We start from the raw sequence: 18,411 nt of genomic DNA, 5'->3' as shown, positions 1-18,411 counted from the left end.
TTGTGATGGTTAAGCCTGCACTTTGTTATCGATAGCGGCAAAGATGAGGTGGCGCAGAAAGCGGGTGGTATCGGCGTTTGTCTGCTGGGCGCCCTGCACCTCGGTAAGCGAAGGCAGGTGCTGCGCAAAAAACTGCTGCTGGTGCGCGGCCTCTACCATCGTGCTGCTAAGCGAGTGTGGGTAAGGGTAATTGGGGTTTATTTCCAGTATAATCTGCCCGATATGGCGGCACAGGCGTTTGTACTCCAGAAAGTAGCCCTCTTTGTTGTCCAGGTCCACTTCTTTGGTCAGGTATACTTTAGACGACTCTGCAATTACGATGCGGTGCAGGGTGCTTTCGCTGACGTGCAGCGTGGTAGGGTCGTCAGCATTTGCGCTCGTGATTACATCGATTACATGGTTAAGCCGCTCTCTTGGGTCGGGCAGGTTGTTGGTTCTGAAGGTAACAGCATAGTATAGCCATGCCCAGTACCACGACACCAGGTATACCAGCAGCTTGTGCTTGTTCTCGAAATAGCGGTAAACAGAAGCCTCCGTCGAGCCGATCACGCCTGCCAGCTTTTTGAAGGTGAACTGCTCAAAGCCCAGCTCATCTATGAGTATGATGCTCTCCTTGATAATCTTGCGCCCCAACTCGGTTTGTTCCGGATCGCGGAGGTAAGATTTGTGGTTCAGGTTGATTTTTATACTGGAGCCTGCTGTGGTATAGTTCATGACTTTAGGTGTCGTTTGTTCTGCTGATGTTTTATGACAAAGTTATACATGCTTTTGTTTATAATAGCATTACTATTAAAAAAGTTTGCTTTACTCTCTTTTTTTCGCCGAAGTGCAGCTATAGGTAGCCAGCGTACGCTACAGGTCCGCAAAATCCTTTCAGGAGGATTAGTAGGAGAGACGGAAACCACCCTAATGGAGGGAGAAGTAAAGTATAAATCTTGCCAGGCCTTCTATAAGCACGGGCAGGCGGTGAGGGTTATGTGGCTACTGACAAACAGCCTGTATTAATTATCCTGCAGCAATTAAACAATTCACGCTACCTTTGCATTTCGTGCCTGCACTACGTACAGTAAAGGCAGTAGGCAAGTATAACCGCATTACCATGAAATTCGCAGATTACCGCATATCCGACGAGATCAAGAAAAGCCTGGACAAACTGGGTTTCAAAAAACCTACCGATATCCAGTTCAAAGCCATTCCGCCGATCATGAAGGGAGAAGATGTGCTGGCCATTGCCCAGACAGGTACCGGCAAAACAGCAGCCTTTGCCATTCCGGTGCTCGACAGGTTACAGTTCAGCAAAAACAGGAAACGGGAGGATGGCATCAAATGCGTAGTAATGGTGCCAACGCGTGAGCTGGCACTGCAGATAACAGAAGTATTCAACGAGATTGGCCGCGGCACCCGCGTGAAAACCTTTTGTGTATTTGGTGGTGTGGAGCAGGGCCCGCAGATCGCCAAACTGGAAGATGGCATCGATGTGCTGGTAGCCACCCCGGGCCGGCTGTTTGACCTGGTAAGCCAGGGCTACATCAAACTGCACCGCGTAGAAGTGCTGGTGCTGGACGAGGCCGACCACATGCTGGACCTGGGCTTTATCCACGACATCCGCCAACTGATCACCAAACTGCCCCGCCAGCGCCAGACGCTGTTCTTCTCGGCAACCATAGACGAAAAGATCAAGGATCTGGCGTACTCGCTGGTGAACAAACCGGTGCGCATCCAGATCTCGCCAAAAGACCCTGTATCTAAGAACGTAGACCACTCGGTGATGTACGTGGACATGGACGATAAGCGCTTTTTCCTGGAGCGCGTGGTGAAGGAGAACCCGGAGAAGAAGATACTGGCCTTTGTGCGTACGCAGGTGCGTGCCGAGCGTGTGGTAAAAGCTATGGAGCGTGTCGGCATTCAGGCGATGGCCATACACGGGGGCAAAGAGCAGAAAGACCGCCTGGACGCGATGAAGCAGTTCAAGAAAGGCGATGTGAAACTGCTGATCGCAACCGATGTGAGTGCCCGTGGCATCGACATCCCGAACGTGGATTATGTAGTGAATTACGACCTGCCGGAGCAGCCGGAAAATTATGTGCACCGCGTAGGCCGTACGGGCCGTGGCACAGCAAAAGGTATAGCCGTGTCGTTTTGTGCGCCGGAAGAAAAACCGATACTCGACGAAATACAGACCTACCTGACCAAAGACATTAAGGTGCTGGAGGTGGATAAAGAGGACTACGAAGCTACCATCGACTTCAGCGCCGACGCCAAGTATGACTGGAAAGCATTGATGAAAGAAGCCGAGGAGGCGGAGTCAAAAGCCAAGGCAGCCAAGAGCAAAAAGGCCAGCTCCAAAGCCAAGAAAAAGAAGTAACAGGATTTATAATTGTAAAACACCAGGGCCGGCACAGATTTACCTCTGTGCCGGCCCTGGTGTTTTACAATTATTGCCGGAAGTATGCTGACGTTTATGCCTGGCAATATTGCCCGGTCCTTCGGCGTCCTCCGACGCTGTACTCTCCTTCTTTAGGATGTTGATTATCAGGCAAAATATGTGCAATGCTTCTTCACTAAATAGCTGGGCTGTTAAGGCACATTTGTATGCTATTTGCGTATACTAAATTGTAGATATACTTTAAATTTTTAACTTATTTAAAGAGTATCGATTGGTTTAGTATCAATTTATTTAAGAAAGGAGCGTGTGAAATGAGACGACACAGGAGACCTTCAACAGGTGCAATTTCTGATACCTGGAACTATAGCCAGCGATCAGCGGACGAAAGCCTGGAGTTTACCCACCAGTTTACAGACACAGTGAACGAGCCCCTGATGGAGGAGGACAGAATAGAGCACGAGAAACAGCTGCATCATCCGGTTGAGCCCACCAATGAGCCTGCTGAAAGAACCGACATGGTACCACCAGAAGAAGGAAACACAGAAGTATAACTCAGATCCTTTTCAGAACACCAAGCCCACGTTATTGTACCTGATCCCGGATAACCAGAATATCCACCTCGCGCCTGGCAGGCGTTAGCTTCAGACCATACTTTGCCAGCTCCTTGTGGATGTTCTCCGGGTTCTCATTTACCCACGTAAGCTGCAGGTCATACTTTTGTGTTAATCCGGTTTCGTCTACCACTACAGCCTGAAGCTGCTCTTCCAGGAAAATTCTTACCTCCTCTATCCTGTTATTTACCATTGTTAGTCCTCTGCCTCCATAGGTAAAATCACTTTCTGCAGTTAAAATGCTTGGCTTTAATTTAGATTTCTTGCTCTGCGTAAGCAACAGCACATCGGTAGTTCTTTTTTCTACATTGGCTGTGAGACCAAAATACCGGGAAAGATCCTGCTGCATGATCTTATACTTCCGGCCAGCCGCTTCTGCCGGCACGATCAGTTCGTACGTATAGCGGTTACTTTCATTATCGATATCATACTTGTCTTCCTTCTGCACCTGCACATCTATTCTAATAGGGCTCCACTGATACGCTGTTTGCAGCATGGTTATAGGATCAAGGTTAGATAACATGATTCTGCGGTTTGCAAAGGGGCCAGATGTAGGGGTTCTTCCCCCTGAAGGGGCACCTTGCTGGTACGGCAACAGTATAGATTGGAACAGAGACTGATCAGCCATTGCCGCAAGAGGCTTTGACGCATCAAACTCCATCATGTCCTTTTTCACCGGCAGGTTTGCGGGCTCCCCGGCCAGCATTTTTTCTATATTGGCTTTCGTGATGTACTTTTCTTCCGTGATCGCCAGCACCACACCATTGCCATCCAGCACGGCATAATGTGGTTTGCTGCGGTGTTTAAAGAAGTTGTTGATCACTCTTTCCTCATCCAGCACAACAGGGATGTTGACCGGGCGCTTCTCCAGGAACTTGTCGATGCGTTTTGCCGGCTCATCGGTAATGGCTAAGAACTGAATCTTGTTGCCGAAGTGCTGCTGCAGTTCTGCGTTTTTGGGAAAACTTTCGATGCAGGGCGCGCACCAGGTAGCCCAGAAATCAAGTATAACCAGCTTGTCGCGGAAATCTTTCAGCGTAGCTGTTTTCTGCGTATGGTTGTAGATCTTCTGCAGCTTAAAATCCGGGGTGGCTTGACCAACGGTTGCTTCTGCCGGCAGCTGCTGGGCTTTCAGGGTAAAGGCGGTGCTCAGCGCAAGTATAGCGGAAAGAAGGAAGGTTTTCATAGCAATAAGGAATGTTAGTTCTGTATTATCCTGTTAATATATAGATAAAAACTAATATCCTGTAGCTATACTTCAAAAATTCTCACTGCATACTGCTGCTTCCTGCTAACAACTATACTTCAGCTGCACAAAGCCATTCCGGTACTGGTTTCCTTCGGTAGGTTTTAGCTTTAGTTTATGCTCGTTGGCGTCTTCTGAGAAAAGCTTGATGCCCTTGCCCAGTATAATCGGGATGTAAGTCAGGATGATCTCGTCGAGGAGGCCGGCGTTCAGCACCAGCGAGTTGAGTTGCCCGCCGCCAATCAGCCAGATATCCTTCCCGTCCTGCTCTTTCAGCTTTTCGATAAACTCCACCGGGTTATCCTTCACAAACGATACATATTCCGTGTCCTCATGCGCTGAGCGGCTGAAAACATAGTTCTTCAAATCAGGGTAGGGGAAAGGCATATCGAAGCCCATCACTTCTTTGTAGGTGCTGTGGCCCATCAGCGTGGTGTCGATGGTTTGCAGGAAGGCGGAGTAGCCGAAGTCTTCGTCAGGGATGGTATACTTTTTATCGGTGAGCCAGTCGATGTTGCCATCGGGGCGGGCAATGTAGCCGTCGAGGCTGGCGGCAATGTAGAGTACGATCTTGCGCATAGCTTGGTGTTTGGGCTGTTAGTGTATGGTAAATTTTATAGGTACATAATGCCTGCTCTTAACGGGCTTGCCATCGATCATGGCAGGCACCCACTCGTTTGGCAACAGACTTATGGCACGTAATGCCTCCTCATCAATTCCATAACCTACTTTTTTTACCACCTCATGGTTGCTGGCTTTTCCATCTTCGTCTATGTCTAAACTAATGACGGCAACACCTTCTACCCGGGCACGTTGGGCTGCAATCGGATATCGAATATTTTTACCCAGGAAAAAGAACATACGGCTATCACCGCCAAAGTAGAAGGGCCGGTTTCCTACCTTTGTCTTTACCAGTTCACCATGCTGGTAAACCTTCACTTCGTTCCGGATCGTGTCACTTTTCCTGTCTGCAAAAACCTCTTGATTGGTGGTGAAATCAAACTTGTATTCAAGCTTATCTCTCCAGCCGTAGAACGACCAGAGGCCGCTTCTTTTCCCCATTTCATACTGGCCTTCGCTTCTCCAGCCAGCGGCGCCCATTGTAAACGGACCATGTTTTAGTTTTGGATTATCCTGCAGTACGTGATAGCGCTGGTTGTAATGCTTGAGTGTCTCTGTAACTTCTTTGGTCTTAGGCTCCGTTTGATTGTTGCCCTGAGCTGCAGCGCCATAACAGGTGATCAGTAAAAGCAGGAGTGTGTAGATGATCCGCATGTAAATCAGTTGTTTGTTTTTTAAGGTGAAGATACAGACCTGCAGGTGAATAGTAAAATAAAATATACTTTATTTACTATATTATGTTCTCCATCAGGCTTCCTATTTGGGCTCCTGCAAACTTACCGGCTCTACCTCCTTCAGCAGCACCTTGTCTATACGGCTGCCGTCCATGTCGAGCACTTCCAGCTGGTAATTCTGAATGCGGATCTTGTCGCCGATTCCGGGTATGCGGGCAAGGGTGTAAAGTATAAAACCGCCTAAAGTGGAGTAGCGCTCGGGCAGGTCGGGTATCAGCTCATTGCCTACCGCCTGGTTCAGGAAGCGGATAAGGATGGAGCCGCTGACGAGGTAAGAGCCATCGTCCCGCCTGAAAATTTCAGGCTCGCTTACTTCGCCTACATCCGGCAGTTCACCTACAATGGCCTCCATGATGTCGTGCAGGGTGATGATGCCTTCCACGTCTCCAAACTCATTCACCACAATACCCATGTACTGTTTCTTTTTCCGGAACATCTTCAGGGTGTTCATGGCGATCATCAGTTCCGACACAAACAAGGGTGGCTTTATGATTCGGGTAAGAGGTTCGTCTGGCCTGTTCAGGTGCTCCAGGTAATCTTTTACAGCCAGTATGCCGATCACGTTATCCATATTTCCCTGACAGACCGGGAATTTGGAATGCGAGCTTTTTACAATCAGCTGGTGGATGGTTTCAGGGGAACAGTTGAGGTCTATCCATTCTACTTCTGTGCGGTAGGTCATCAGGCTGCGGTTGCGCTGCTCGTACAGGTAAAAGATGTTGTCGTGGATCTGCTGCTCCTCTTTCTCCAGCACGCCTTCCTTGCCGGCCACTTTTATCAGGTAACGCAGTTCTTCTTCGGTAAGGGAGGCCGTATCCCTTTTCTGTGGTATATGCAGCAGGTGCAGGATCAGGTTGGTGGAGCCGGATAGTAGTTTAACGAGCGGGTAGGCAGCCTTGGTAAAAAAGTGCACAACAGGGGCTACCAGCAAAACGATGCGCTCTGCATTATGCAGGGCGATGGTTTTAGGTATAAGCTCACCCACCACAATGGTGAAATAGGTGATCAGGAATACGATCAGGGCAAAGGATATTTGTGGGGCGTAAGGGGTCAGCGCACCGACAGAGGCAACAAGTGGCGTAAGGCTGCCTGCGAGGGTGGTGCCGCCGTAAGCACCGGCAATGATGCCGATCAGCGTGATACCCACCTGCACTGCAGACAGAAATTTTGCCGGGTTCCGCAGGAGCTGCAACACAACTTTGGCATTCCGGCTTCCTTTGTGTGCCTTCTGCTCTATGTGCGTCCGCTTCACAGATACCAACGCGATCTCCGACAACGCAAAAAAGCCATTGATCAGGGCCAGTATAAGTATGACAAGAAATTCCATACTTGTATTTACGGTGCTGCAAAAGCTACCGCCTTACTTGTTGGCTTAGGGTCTGGGGCTTTTCAGGTCGGTGCAGCCGTTGTAGCCGATGGCTTGGTTTAGCGGGCAGTAACGCAGCATGCCGGTTACGATCGGGATGATGCCCAAGGCAGCCAGCGGCTTTATATTATAGTATGCACCAATACCGATCAGGGCGAGGCCGCCGAGTACGCGTGCTTTCTGTTCTACTAATCCAACATTGCATTCCATAGTTTCAGGCTTTTATAGTTCTATACCTAAGTATACGGCAGCCAGCAGAGTCGTTGCCTGCTTAGGGTGCCGTCTCGGGTTTGTCTTTGCGCTGCTGTTTGATGTAGGCCATCAGGTCGTCGAGCTTGTCATCCGGGATGGTTTCTTCTTTGAATGCCGGCATGGCACCGAGCTCGTTCCTGACCTGAAAACGGATAACAAAATCCGGCACCAGCTTGTCGTTTATAGCAGGAGCCAGGCCTTGATTCGCCGCCGGCCTCTACGCGTAGCAGCCTTGGCTCCAGGAACTCTTCGCCATACGAATAGCCGACCTCAATTACGTGCAGGTGTCTCTGGGCGTCAAATGCCACATCGGTAAGGTAAGTTAACCCGGTTGCCACAGGTTCCAGGGTATAGCCCGGAGGCAGTGTCACATCCGCAGGGTTCACGGGCAAATTGTCTTTCCGCACATAGCCCTGTCCGCCTCCCTCAGACGAGAGGGTACGGTAACAGCTACTAAGCAGGAGCAAGCCAGAAAGTATAAAAGGGTATAGTTGTTTCATATATTTATTTTTGTCATATTTATAGTATAAATTATACCTTGCTAATAGGTGCGACGCCTGTTCTGATAAGTTAGATAATGCCTTATACAAATACCTGTGCTACAAAAGTTGCATATAGCCCTGAAGGTCAACCTGTTAGAGGCTGTTTGCTGGATAGCGGGAGTAGGTTTGCTGGCGCTGTTAGAGCCTGCAGACGGGCACCTGTTTAGCCTGTGTGCTTTTAGCTGGGTGCTTGAAGGAGGGTGCCCGGGGTGCGGCCTGGGGCACAGCATTGCTTATTTGTTCAGAGGAGAATGGCAGGCCTCCTGGGAAGCGCATCCGCTGGGGCTGCCTGCTCTGTTTATACTTGCTTACAGGGTGTTCGCGCTGGTGCGACACTATTTGCTTTTGAAAAAATTTCATCTAACCCATACTTACCATGGCTAATATTTTACACCATATGCCGGAGCTCGATCCCGAAGAGATGGCCTTTGTGCAGGGCATTGTCAACCACATGTCTGACAACCAGGCACAGCAGTTCGTATCAATTTACCGTTCCCGTCGTCGCGAGCCGCTGCTGGTCCTGATCACCGCCGTTGTCGGCTTCTTCGGAGTAGCAGGCATTCACCGGTTTATCTTGGGTCATATCGGAATGGGTATACTGTACTTCTTCACCGGAGGCCTCTGCCTGGTAGGTACGATCGTAGACCTGATCAACTACAAGCGCCTGGCTTTTGAGTATAATATTAAGGAGGCGCAGAAAGTGCAGGCCATGATGAGTTCGCAGTATGGTGGTGCGAATGGATATTATTAAGGCAGACGACTTTGGATTGTCATTTCGAGCAGAGCGAGAAATCTTATAACTATAGCTCTGGTTTATACTTGCTTGCAGGCTAGCCTTTGCTCCGTAGCAGTCTTAGATCCTCAGTCTTACTCACCCATAGTTTCATTTTTACATTGGTGCGCTCACGGCCGCGGGGCCTCGTCCTCGGGCATCGCGCTGTCTAGCTTTCCTTTGCTACCCTTCGGTCGCAATGCCCTTGCGGGCACCGGAAACCCAGAAGGCGCTCAACCCAAGGACTGGAAACAATACTGCTTCGTGAGCCACTATGCAACTGGAACCGAATTGTAGAGACAGGTCGCGACCTGTCCGTGCCATACCTGCAGCTATAAAACTTCTACTTTGCACATAGCAGTAGCAGAGATTCCCCTCTTGAGAGGGGTAGGGGTGTGTTTATACTTCAGCTATGAAACTGAAACCTAAAATATAGCAAAGGCTTAAGCTCCCCTCCTTAGACAATGGGCTAGGGATGGTTGGACCACAGCAACGATGAAAGTATAACTCCAACTATAGCTAACGCTACTTAACTCAGCACTCGCTACGGTAGCTTGATAAAAGAAGAGCGGAAGATCTCAGAGTCATTGGTAACCCGGAGGATATAGAGCCCTGCCGGTAGGTCGGCTATGTTCATAGATACTTCTGTCTGCAGAGATAGTTGTTGTTTGCTTACCAGCCGCCCGGTACGGTCGAAGATCTCGGCTATAGTTGGATTGAACGTCAGGTTTACCAGCTTCAGGTAAGCAGAAGCGGGGTTAGGGTATACCATGGTATTTAGCTGAAACTCCGCAGGTATTTTCAGGTTTGTGTTCTTCACCACCTGTAAGGTAGTATTCAGGATCTGTTGGTTTGGGTCTATCTCAATACTTATAATCTCCTCATCCCTGACCTTCAGCAGGTATTGTTCTTCTGGATCGTCCTGCGTTACCCGAAAAGTGGTAACACCGGAAGCAGTCCTGACAAGGTAATCCACGTCCGTCTTAAAAAAGGGTGTGCTGCCGGTGCTGGTTTGTGTTGTTTGAAGGAGGAGCTTATCACCCTCCTGGTTCCACTCCACAGCAAACACGGGAGCGCCTTCGCCCTTGTACCACTGCTCAAAAAAGTAATCCAGGTTCTGTCCCGTTACCTGCTCAAACACCTGCTGCAGATCGGCGGTAGTGGCGGTTCCTCCACCAAACTGCTGTTGATATCGGCGCAATGCTTCGAAGAAAAGTGCATCGTTGTTGATGGTGTAGCGGAGCATGTGCACCACGGTTGCCCCTTTCTTATAGGTTAGCCTGCCGCTGAAAATGCGACTCACATTGCTGGTGTCAGGTACAAGTACGCTGCCACCCGGCTGCTGCAATACGGAAGCATGCGCGTTATCCATCCAGCTACTGGCGCTTCCCGGTTGGCCAAATCGCTCCAGCGCAAGAAACTCTGCATAAGACGCAAAGCCTTCATTCAACCAGATATCCTGCCAGCTGGCGCAGGTAACGTTATCGCCAAACCACTGGTGCGCCAGCTCGTGTGCTGTCAGGGTAAAAAAGAAGGTGCTTTGCGTGGTCATGGTCTGGTGTTCCATGCCGCCATTCATGGGTGCCATGCTGTGGCCGTACTTTTCGGCAGCAAAGGGGTAGAGGGTGAACAGGTCGGAGAAATGCTCGATAAGAGGTGCAGTAAGATCAATCTCGCTTTTGAACTTGTTCAGGGCCCCGCCGCGGTATACATAATTAAGTATAGGGATAGGTTTTGGCGCACCCTTGGTGTTGGTATAGATCAGGTATTCCTCGTAATCGGACATTGCTACCGATATCAGGTAATAGGCGATCGGGTACCGGGTTTTCCACTCATACCGTACCTTATTTCCGGGCAAGGGTACCGTGTTTGTCAGCAGACCGTTGGAGCCAACTTTGTTTTCAGTGCTGGTAGTCACGAATACATATGCCGAATCAGCTTTATCTGTGAGCACCTGTTTGGTAGGCCACCACTCGTAGGCGGCATAAGGTTCGCTCAGGCTCCAGGTTACCTGGTTGCCCCACGTGTTTTCAGTGGCGGTGTTAAAGCCGTTGCCAATGGCAGCATTGTTGCTCCGCGGAGCAGTTCCTTTATAGTATACAGTAGCCGTGAGCTTAGAGGTAGGAGCAACAGGCGTGATGAGAGCTACGGAAACATTGCTGCTGTTACGGTTTATACTTTGTTGCCTGCTCCCGTTCACGATAACCGAGTCTATCTGGAAATTAGGGTGCAGCTCAAAGGCAAAAGTCTCCAGAGTTGGGGCCTTTATACTTGCGACGATAGTTACATGGCCTGCGATAAAGGTTGTATTCCGCTCAAGCTGCAGGTTTAATTCATAAAAGCTGACATCATACTGATTCATGAGCCTCACATGCTCCGGAGTAGCAATGGCTTGCCGTTTTACAGAGCTCTGCCGGGTGGCAGAGCAGCTTTGTACGTCCTGTGCTTGTATCAAAAAGGTATGCAGCAGCCCGAAGAGCAAAGAAAGTATAATCGTAATGCTCTTTCCTTTCATTTGGTTAGCAGATAGTGGCGGTAATTTCAGGCAAGTATAGGAACAGGTGGGTATACGAAACAAAGCGGTTAAGTGGTGCCGCTATACTTTAAGTATAAAGGTATAAAAGCACTGTTGCGGTAAAGGGAGTTTAGGTTTAGAACTTCCTCCTGGTGGTAACTTGATAGTTTATACTTTGGGAATACTGGCCTTATAGCAAAAGGTGTATCGATGTCTGTTTATATGATAACATAAGATAGATGATCCTGCATGAAGCGTCTGCTGCCTTTACTTACACCCCTCGCTTGCCTACACCTAAGGCAGGAAAAACTAAAGCAGTTATGAGTATACAGTACTACATTGCGCTGCAGGAGCGAAAAAATTATTCAGTTCTATCTATGTTGCCGATACACAGGCATAGACCTAACCATCTGATTTTCTTTGTTTCTTCACTGCTCCACATCTGTTCTATGTGACAGCCAAACTCCTTAGAGGAGTAGCTCGAATTACGTTTTCTTGCTATTGTAACATGAAGTACATTTTAGAAGCTGTTTTTCTGTTGTTTGTCTTGTAAAAGTTATATTATGCAAGATTGTGCTTTTTTGATTTTATTGATGGATAATCTAAAGTATGTTTAAACATGGTTTCCTGTTGATGGTGATTTGGTAGAAATAAACTGCTGTTTCACGGATGATTATATGCTGTTTGTCAAAAATAAAAACAGATATGTAACCTTCGGTTTTGCATTATTTAAGTAGGTATGGTGATGGTGAAAAAAATATTTTTTAGTCAGCGCGTTTGTTTTGTAACATTTAGTCGATATTTTGGAGGACCAAATTAACCTAACCTAATAAACAGTTAACTAATCAAAACAAAAATGTAGTATGAAAAAGAGTTTACTACTCAGTTTTGTGTTTATGCTTGCGCTAGTAGTACAGGCATGGGCGCAGCAGGGGCGGGCCATCACTGGCCGCGTGACCTCTGCTTCGGGAGGAGGGGCGCTGCCCGGCGTAAGTGTTATCGTAAAAGGCACCACAGTTGGTGTTAGTACGGATGTGGACGGTAACTATTCACTCAATGTGCCGGCCAACGCCACCACACTTTTATTCCGTTATCTGGGCTTTGCTGATAAAGAAGTAGCTATCGGCAACAATTCCCAGATCAATGTTTCGATGGAGCAGGCTACAAGAACTATCGATGAGGTAGTTGTTGTGGGTTACGGTACACAGAAACGTGAAGAGCTGACAGGTTCTATTACTTCCGTTAGTGCGGAAGCGTTGAAAAACGTTCCTGTAGTATCCGTTGATCAGGCCCTGCAAGGTCGTGCTGCCGGTGTTCAGGTAACGCAAAACTCTGGTACTCCAGGTTCAGGTATTGCGGTGCGTGTTCGTGGTGCCGCTTCTATCGGTGCCAGCAACGAGCCACTTTATGTAGTAGATGGTGTGCCTATCAACACTGGTAGCTACACAAGCATCGGTACAGGTGGCCAGCAGACGAACGCTCTTTCTGATCTTAACCCGAACGACATCTTGTCAATGGAGATCCTGAAAGATGCAGCTTCTGCTGCTATCTATGGTTCAAGAGCATCGAATGGTGTGGTATTAATCACCACAAAACGTGGTAAAGCCGGTAGAACCAACGTGAACTTTGGCTACTATACTGGTACGCAGCAAGCCTGGAACAAACTGGATCTGCTTACTGGCCCACAGACAATAGAGCTTTTCAACGAGCAGTTAAGAAACAGATACCCTGTTAATGCTGCTGGTAATATCAGTGCTTTTGGTGTTAACTGGAATTCTTATGCTGATCTTGCAGCCTATGTGTTTGGTGGATCTAAACTTGGCCAGGGAGCAGATGGTAAGTATGTGTCAATGGATAATGGTGATGGTATTCGTGACGTATCAACATTTAACGATCCATCTTCTGCCGTTACTACTAACTGGATGGATGAGATCTTTAGATCAGCGCCTATCTCCAACTATGACCTTTCTGTATCGGGTGGTAACGACAAAACCAAGTTCCACCTATCAGGTACTTACTTTGATCAGGAAGGTATCGTGCTGGGCTCTGGTTTTGAGCGTATGAACGGTAGATTAAACCTGGACCACAGCCTGACTGATAAATTCAGAATTGGTGCAAGTGTTGGTTTGAGCCGTTCTAATGCCAGCCGTATCCAGAACGACAACAACATCAACGGTGTAGTTAGTACAGCAGTACTGGTAGCTACTGATATTCCGGTATACAAAGCAGACGGTACTTATGCAAAAGACCCGGGTGCTTCTACTGAAAACCCGGTTGCTGCAGCGTTAGAGCCTACACTTTCTGCAATTAGTGCACGTGTAATTGGTAACACGTTTGCTGAATACGACATTCTTCCTTCTCTGAAGTGGAAGTCTACTTTCGGTATAGATTACCTTACTTTCCGCGACGAGGACTTCAGGCCAACTACTACCAACACTGGTGCCGGTTCTAAAGGCTTAGGTCAGCAATCTTATTTGCAGGATGTGTCTTGGTTAACAGAGCATACCCTTAATTTTAACAAAACTTTTAGCGACATTCATAACTTCTCTGCTCTGTTAGGTATTGCTTACCAGCAATCTACACAGAACTCCATCTTTGCCGGAGCTACAGGCTTCCCTGGTAACGATATCAAGCAGTTGTCAGCAGGTTCAGTAAAAACATCTGCTTCTTCAAATGAGACAGCATGGGGTTTAGCGTCTTACTTTTCAAGATTTAACTACGCGCTTAAGAACAGGTATTTGCTTTCTGCTAGTGTAAGAACAGACGGATCTTCTAGATTTGGTGAAAACTATCGTTATGGTATATTCCCAGCAGGTTCAATTGGCTGGAGAATTTCTGAAGAATCTTTCTTACAGGATGTAGAATTTATCAGCGAGTTAAAACTTAGAGCAAGCTGGGGTGTAACCGGTAACTCTGAAATCTCAAACTTCGGATCGCTGGCCCTTATTTCTCCGGGTGCAAACTACATCCAGAATGCTGGTCTGAGACCATCTCAGTTAGGCAACCCAGACTTAACTTGGGAAGAAACAACGCAGTCAAACGTAGGTTTGGACTTCTCTGTTCTTAATAACAGAATCGTGTTCAACGCAGATGCTTACCTGAAAAAAACAGACGACCTGCTATTAGCAAGATCTCTGGTTGGTAGCTCAGGTTTTACTAGCATTACTGAGAACATCGGTTCTGTTGAGAACAAAGGTTTGGAATTTGCTTTAACTTCTTACAACGTAGATTCTAATACACCTGGTGGCTTTACCTGGAATACGAACTTCAACATTGCCATCAACAGAAACAAAGTAACCAAGCTGAATGATGGTACTCCATATGCACAAGGATTTGCAAGCTGGGTAGAAGAAGGTCAGCCGCTAGGCGCTTTCAGAGGCTACAGAGTAGAGCGTATTTTCCAGACACAGGCAGAGATTGATGCCCTGGATGCTGCTGCAAGACAAGCTACTGGCAATGCTGGTGCTCGTTACCAGTCTTCAGCAACCCGCCCTGGTGACATCATGTTCAAAGACCTGAACAGCGATGGTATAATTAACAGCGAGGACCAGGAAATACTTGGCAGCGCTCAGCCTGACTTTACAGGTGGTATCACCAACAACCTTGCTTTCAAAGGCTTTGATTTGTCTTTCTTCTTCCAGTTTGTACAGGGTAACGAAGTATGGAACCATACCAGAGCGTTTGCTGAAGGTATGAACGGTGTGTTTGGCCAGACATCTGCTGTGTTGAACAGATGGACTCCTGAAAACACAAGCACTGATATGCCAAGAGCGGTATACGGTGACCCTAACAACAACAGAAGAAACTCAGACAGATGGATCGAAGACGGTTCTTACACAAGGCTTAAGAACATCCAGTTAGGCTATAACCTGCCAACCAGCCTGGTAGAGCGCGCGAAATTAAGATCTGCACGTGTATTCGTACAGGGCCAGAACCTGCTGACTTTCACAGATTACTCAGGTATGGATCCGGAAGTGAACACGTTCAGCGGCAGCAATACATCACTTGGAACTGACTTCCTGGTGTATCCGCAAGCCAAAACATTAACCTTTGGTGTAAACATTGGTCTGTAATTATTATAAGTTGATTAAAATGATAAATAGAAGATATTTCAAAGTTTTAGCCTTGGGTCTGCTTCTCTCTACATCGGCATGCGAAGTGCTTGATGTTGAGCCTCAGGCTTCCCTACCGGCTGACTCTGCATACAATACACGAACTGGTGTTGAAGCAGGTTTAATTGGTGCCTACAGCGCACTACAGAGTGCTAACTATATGGGTTTGCGTTACTTCGTTTTCGCTGATCTTGCAACGGCTAACGTGGCGCACACAGGTACTTTCCCTTCATTTGCACAGATCGAGCAGAATAGCATTCTGGCAGATAACGTGGAAATCAGCAACATGTGGAATGCCATTTACGATGGTGTTAACAGGGTAAACACGCTGATATCTGTTATTCCTAACATCAGCGATCCTGCTTTCAATAACAATGCAGCTTTAGGAGAAGCCAGATTCCTGCGTGCTTACCATTACTTTAACCTGATCAATTATTTTGGCGGCTCTGGCACAGGTTATGGCGAAAACGGAGTTGGTGTGCCGTTGAAACTAACGCCAACACTTACTGCAGCAGATGCAGAACCGCTTGCAAGAGCGTCTGAAGCCGAAGTTATTGCACAAGTATACCAAGACCTTGACTTTGCAATTGAGAACCTGAATGGTGGTAACAAAGGCAGAGCTTCAAAAGCTGCTGCGCTAGCGCTTAAATCAAGAGTGGCTTTGTATCAGAAAGATTACCAGTTAGCAGCAGACCTTGCAAAGCAGGTAATAGAGCTGGGTAAATATAGCTTAGCTGCTAACTATGGTGATATTTATGCGCTGAAGAATACATCAGAAGCAATCTGGGAACTACAGTTCGATCCGGTAAACTCAAACTCTATTGCCTTCTTCTGGTTCCCGACCAGTCTTGGTGGTAGAAATGAGGTTTCTCCGGATGCAAGCTTAGCTGGTGCACATGAGGCAACTGATAAACGTCTCCCTGTAAACGTGAACGGGAGCTATACGCAAAAGTATACTAAGATTGCAGGTGGCGATGATAACGTGCTTCTGATCAGATATGCGGAAGTACTTTTGAACAGAGCCGAAGCATTAGCCAGGCTTGGGGGTGCTGCAAATGAGTTAGAAGCCTTAGATTTAGTGAACAGAGTTAGAGCTAGAGCTGGTTTGACACCTTTAGTAGCTACTGGTCAGGATCTGATTAACGCTATTCTGAAAGAAAGACGAATAGAGTTAGCTCACGAAGGTCACTACTGGTTCGACCTGAGAAGAACAAACACTACAGGTCTGGCAGATGCTAACAAGAACCTGTGGCCAATTCCGCAGAGAGAAGTGCTTACTTCTGGCGGTGTGATAACTCAGAACACAGGTTATTAATAGCTTGAGCACAGAAATGAAAAGGCAGGAAGTTTTTCCTGCCTTTTTTTATTTGCAAACAGCATTGGAATTGGTTTGTAGTGGGGTAGAAAAGTAAACTGTTGAAAAATTCTATACTATTATAAGCTAATAATTAAATTGTGGGAAAATAGAATAAAACAGAAAGCAATATGAAAAGAGAATACAAAGCTGCATTACTTGGAGTGGCATGCTTTGCCTCCGGAGCCTTCGTTACCAAAGTAGCAGATGAAACTAAGATAACGGTAGCGATGCTGCAGGGTGCACAGCAGCTGATGGGGTTGAATTTCACCAATGCGCAGCTCGACTCTGCTGTAAGCGAGGTGCAGGATTTTAGGGCAGGTTATGCCAATGTAAGAAAGCAGCCGTTAGGGAATGAGGTAGCACCGGCGATCATGTTCAACCCGATTCCGGTAGGTTATACTTTTGAGCAGAAGCGGGAAAAGTTTGAAGTAGAACGGGCGAAGAAAACAAAGCTTCCCGCCAACAAAGAAGATCTGGCTTTTTATACCGTGCCGCAATTGGCCGAGCTGATCCGTACCAAGCAAATTTCCTCCGTAGAGCTTACGACGTTTTTCCTGAACCGCCTGAAGCAATATGGTCCCACGCTGGAATGTGTGACTACGCTTACAGAAGAGCGGGCTATGCAGCAGGCCCGCAAAGCAGACCAGGAGATAAAGTCCGGCAAGTATAAAGGCATGCTGCACGGGATACCGTTTGGTGTAAAAGACCTGCTGGCTACAAAAGGCTACAAAACAACATGGGGTTCTGTGCCTTACAAAGATCAGCAGATTGACATGGATGCCACGGTAGTGCAGCGTCTGGAAGAGGCAGGTGGTGTGATGGTAGCAAAACTGACTTTAGGAGAACTTGCCATGGGCGATGTATGGTATGGAGGCAAAACCCGTTCGCCATGGGATATCTCCAAAGGCTCAAGCGGTTCATCGGCTGGCTCTGCTTCGGCGGTAGCAGCAGGCTTGCTCCCTTTTGCAATCGGCACCGAAACACTTGGCTCTATTGTCTCCCCATCCACTGCCTGCGGTACAACTGGCTTGCGTCCTACTTACGGCCGGGTGAGCCGGCACGGAGCAATGGCCCTGAGCTGGTCGATGGATAAAATTGGCCCGATAGCGCGTACGGCAGAAGATTGTGCCATTGTGTTCAATGCGATCTACGGGCCGGATGGTCAGGACTTATCGGTTTACGATGCGCCCTTCAACTACAACGACAAGATAGATGTGAAGAAGCTGCGGGTAGGCTACCTGAAGAAGGATTTCGAGCGGGAGTATGGCTTTAAGCAGAACGACCAGGCAACCCTGGAGGCACTTCGGAAGGCTGGTATCGAGCTGGTACCTATGGAGCTGCCTGACTTTCCGGTGCGCGACCTGACACTAACCATCTCTGTTGAGGGTGCTGCTGCCTTTGATGAACTGACCCGAAGCGGGCGCGACAGCCTGATGGTGCAGCAACATAAAAATGCATGGCCCAACAGTTTTAGATCGGCTCGCTTTGTGCCGGCTGTGGAGTACCTGCAGGCACAGCGTGTCCGTACGCTCATGATCCAGGAGATGCAGAAGAAGATGAAAGACATTGATGTATACATCAGCCCATCTTTTGCAAGCAACAACCTTGTGTTTACGAACCTGACAGGCCACCCATGTGTGGTGTTGCCGAACGGCTTCCAAAAAAACGGCATGCCGACAACCATTACCTTTATGGGTAAACTGTTCGGGGAGGCACAAGTACTGGCACTCGCCAAATTTTATCAGGGACTCTCAGACTTTGAGGAGAAGCACCCAACCCTTGCTTTAAAGGCAGAAAAGCAATAGAGATTTGAAAGTATAACAGCTGATTAAGTATGGCTGAATTTGGCGTGTCATACTTAATCAGCTAATTTGTAACGTCTAAATACTAACACCCT

At 47.8% G+C, this 18,411-nt stretch carries 15 protein-coding genes; 7 read left to right on the top strand and 8 right to left on the bottom strand.

Annotated elements, in window-relative coordinates; translation table 11 throughout:
• Positions 1–9: 9 nt before the first annotated feature.
• Entirely contained in the window at positions 10–714 is a 705-nt protein-coding gene (locus MJ611_RS03260; protein WP_250427978.1) for a TetR/AcrR family transcriptional regulator, read from the bottom strand.
• Positions 715–1,099: 385 nt separating this feature from the next.
• On the opposite strand from MJ611_RS03260, the gene MJ611_RS03255 reads away from it, so the two are divergent.
• Positions 1,100–2,365: a DEAD/DEAH box helicase gene (locus tag MJ611_RS03255; protein ID WP_250428766.1), complete on the top strand. Its 1,266-nt coding sequence runs from the start codon at positions 1,100–1,102 to the stop codon at positions 2,363–2,365.
• A gap of 332 nt (positions 2,366–2,697) precedes the next feature.
• Entirely contained in the window at positions 2,698–2,937 is a 240-nt protein-coding gene (locus MJ611_RS03250) for a hypothetical protein (protein WP_250427976.1), read from the top strand.
• 31 nt (positions 2,938–2,968) lie between these two features.
• On the opposite strand, the gene MJ611_RS03245 is transcribed toward MJ611_RS03250, so the two are convergent.
• The 6 genes from MJ611_RS03245 to MJ611_RS03220 form a co-directional block, all read right to left on the bottom strand.
• Positions 2,969–4,183, bottom strand: a complete 1,215-nt coding sequence (locus MJ611_RS03245; protein ID WP_250427975.1) for a TIGR03435 family protein — start codon at positions 4,181–4,183, stop codon at positions 2,969–2,971.
• A gap of 105 nt (positions 4,184–4,288) precedes the next feature.
• The gene (locus MJ611_RS03240; RefSeq protein WP_250427974.1) at positions 4,289–4,822 is read right to left on the bottom strand and encodes a dihydrofolate reductase family protein; all 534 of its coding nucleotides are present in this window, start codon (positions 4,820–4,822) and stop codon (positions 4,289–4,291) included.
• Between the two features lie 18 nt (positions 4,823–4,840).
• Positions 4,841–5,518 carry an energy transducer TonB gene (locus MJ611_RS03235; protein WP_250427973.1) on the bottom strand — a complete coding sequence of 226 codons (678 nt, stop codon included), beginning with the start codon at positions 5,516–5,518 and terminating at the stop codon, positions 4,841–4,843.
• Between the two features lie 102 nt (positions 5,519–5,620).
• A complete protein-coding gene (locus MJ611_RS03230) occupies positions 5,621–6,925 on the bottom strand; it encodes a hemolysin family protein (RefSeq protein WP_250427972.1) in 1,305 nt (434 codons plus the stop codon).
• A gap of 45 nt (positions 6,926–6,970) precedes the next feature.
• Entirely contained in the window at positions 6,971–7,174 is a 204-nt protein-coding gene (locus tag MJ611_RS03225; protein WP_250427971.1) for a YgaP family membrane protein, read from the bottom strand.
• Between the two features lie 128 nt (positions 7,175–7,302).
• Complete coding sequence (locus MJ611_RS03220) at positions 7,303–7,716, bottom strand: hypothetical protein (RefSeq protein ID WP_250427969.1); 414 nt, start codon at positions 7,714–7,716, stop codon at positions 7,303–7,305.
• Positions 7,717–7,812: 96 nt separating this feature from the next.
• On the opposite strand from MJ611_RS03220, the gene MJ611_RS03215 reads away from it, so the two are divergent.
• Both MJ611_RS03215 and MJ611_RS03210 read left to right on the top strand, forming a co-directional pair.
• A complete protein-coding gene (locus tag MJ611_RS03215) occupies positions 7,813–8,142 on the top strand; it encodes a DUF2752 domain-containing protein (protein ID WP_250427968.1) in 330 nt (109 codons plus the stop codon).
• Positions 8,135–8,509, top strand: a complete 375-nt coding sequence (locus tag MJ611_RS03210; protein ID WP_250427966.1) for a TM2 domain-containing protein — start codon at positions 8,135–8,137, stop codon at positions 8,507–8,509. The genes MJ611_RS03215 and MJ611_RS03210 overlap by 8 nt, the downstream gene beginning before the upstream one ends.
• A gap of 565 nt (positions 8,510–9,074) precedes the next feature.
• Here MJ611_RS03210 and MJ611_RS03205 read toward each other — a convergent pair.
• The gene (locus MJ611_RS03205) at positions 9,075–11,045 is read right to left on the bottom strand and encodes a M1 family aminopeptidase (RefSeq protein WP_250427965.1); all 1,971 of its coding nucleotides are present in this window, start codon (positions 11,043–11,045) and stop codon (positions 9,075–9,077) included.
• An 863-nt stretch (positions 11,046–11,908) separates the two neighbouring features.
• Here MJ611_RS03205 and MJ611_RS03200 point away from each other — a divergent pair.
• The 3 genes from MJ611_RS03200 (at position 11,909) to MJ611_RS03190 (ending at position 18,319) form a co-directional block, all read left to right on the top strand.
• Positions 11,909–15,118 carry a SusC/RagA family TonB-linked outer membrane protein gene (locus MJ611_RS03200; RefSeq protein ID WP_250427964.1) on the top strand — a complete coding sequence of 1,070 codons (3,210 nt, stop codon included), beginning with the start codon at positions 11,909–11,911 and terminating at the stop codon, positions 15,116–15,118.
• Between the two features lie 19 nt (positions 15,119–15,137).
• Positions 15,138–16,472 (top strand): RagB/SusD family nutrient uptake outer membrane protein, encoded by a 1,335-nt coding sequence (locus MJ611_RS03195; protein WP_250427963.1) that lies wholly within the window; start codon positions 15,138–15,140, stop codon positions 16,470–16,472.
• A 170-nt stretch (positions 16,473–16,642) separates the two neighbouring features.
• Entirely contained in the window at positions 16,643–18,319 is a 1,677-nt protein-coding gene (locus MJ611_RS03190; protein ID WP_250427962.1) for an amidase, read from the top strand.
• Positions 18,320–18,411: the final 92 nt, after the last annotated feature.

Origin of the sequence: Pontibacter ruber (genome assembly GCF_023630205.1) — a bacterium.
Taxonomy (GTDB): domain Bacteria; phylum Bacteroidota; class Bacteroidia; order Cytophagales; family Hymenobacteraceae; genus Pontibacter; species Pontibacter ruber.
The sequence above is the reverse complement of the archived record's forward strand: the minus strand, read 5'-3'. Positions and strand labels throughout refer to the sequence as shown.

Excerpts from the sequence above, each read along its gene's own strand:
- MJ611_RS03200 (WP_250427964.1), top strand. The coding sequence starts at position 11,909 with ATGAAAAAGAGTTTACTACTCAGTTTTGTGTTTATGCTTGCGCTAGTA.
- MJ611_RS03245 (WP_250427975.1), bottom strand. The coding sequence starts at position 4,183 with ATGAAAACCTTCCTTCTTTCCGCTATACTTGCGCTGAGCACCGCCTTT.
- MJ611_RS03250 (WP_250427976.1), top strand. The coding sequence starts at position 2,698 with ATGAGACGACACAGGAGACCTTCAACAGGTGCAATTTCTGATACCTGG.
- MJ611_RS03210 (WP_250427966.1), top strand. The coding sequence starts at position 8,135 with ATGGCTAATATTTTACACCATATGCCGGAGCTCGATCCCGAAGAGATG.
- MJ611_RS03235 (WP_250427973.1), bottom strand. The coding sequence starts at position 5,518 with ATGCGGATCATCTACACACTCCTGCTTTTACTGATCACCTGTTATGGC.
- MJ611_RS03225 (WP_250427971.1), bottom strand. The coding sequence starts at position 7,174 with ATGGAATGCAATGTTGGATTAGTAGAACAGAAAGCACGCGTACTCGGC.
- MJ611_RS03240 (WP_250427974.1), bottom strand. The coding sequence starts at position 4,822 with ATGCGCAAGATCGTACTCTACATTGCCGCCAGCCTCGACGGCTACATT.
- MJ611_RS03190 (WP_250427962.1), top strand. The coding sequence starts at position 16,643 with ATGAAAAGAGAATACAAAGCTGCATTACTTGGAGTGGCATGCTTTGCC.
- MJ611_RS03220 (WP_250427969.1), bottom strand. The coding sequence starts at position 7,716 with ATGAAACAACTATACCCTTTTATACTTTCTGGCTTGCTCCTGCTTAGT.
- MJ611_RS03195 (WP_250427963.1), top strand. The coding sequence starts at position 15,138 with ATGATAAATAGAAGATATTTCAAAGTTTTAGCCTTGGGTCTGCTTCTC.
- MJ611_RS03255 (WP_250428766.1), top strand. The coding sequence starts at position 1,100 with ATGAAATTCGCAGATTACCGCATATCCGACGAGATCAAGAAAAGCCTG.
- MJ611_RS03205 (WP_250427965.1), bottom strand. The coding sequence starts at position 11,045 with ATGAAAGGAAAGAGCATTACGATTATACTTTCTTTGCTCTTCGGGCTG.
- MJ611_RS03260 (WP_250427978.1), bottom strand. The coding sequence starts at position 714 with ATGAACTATACCACAGCAGGCTCCAGTATAAAAATCAACCTGAACCAC.
- MJ611_RS03230 (WP_250427972.1), bottom strand. The coding sequence starts at position 6,925 with ATGGAATTTCTTGTCATACTTATACTGGCCCTGATCAATGGCTTTTTT.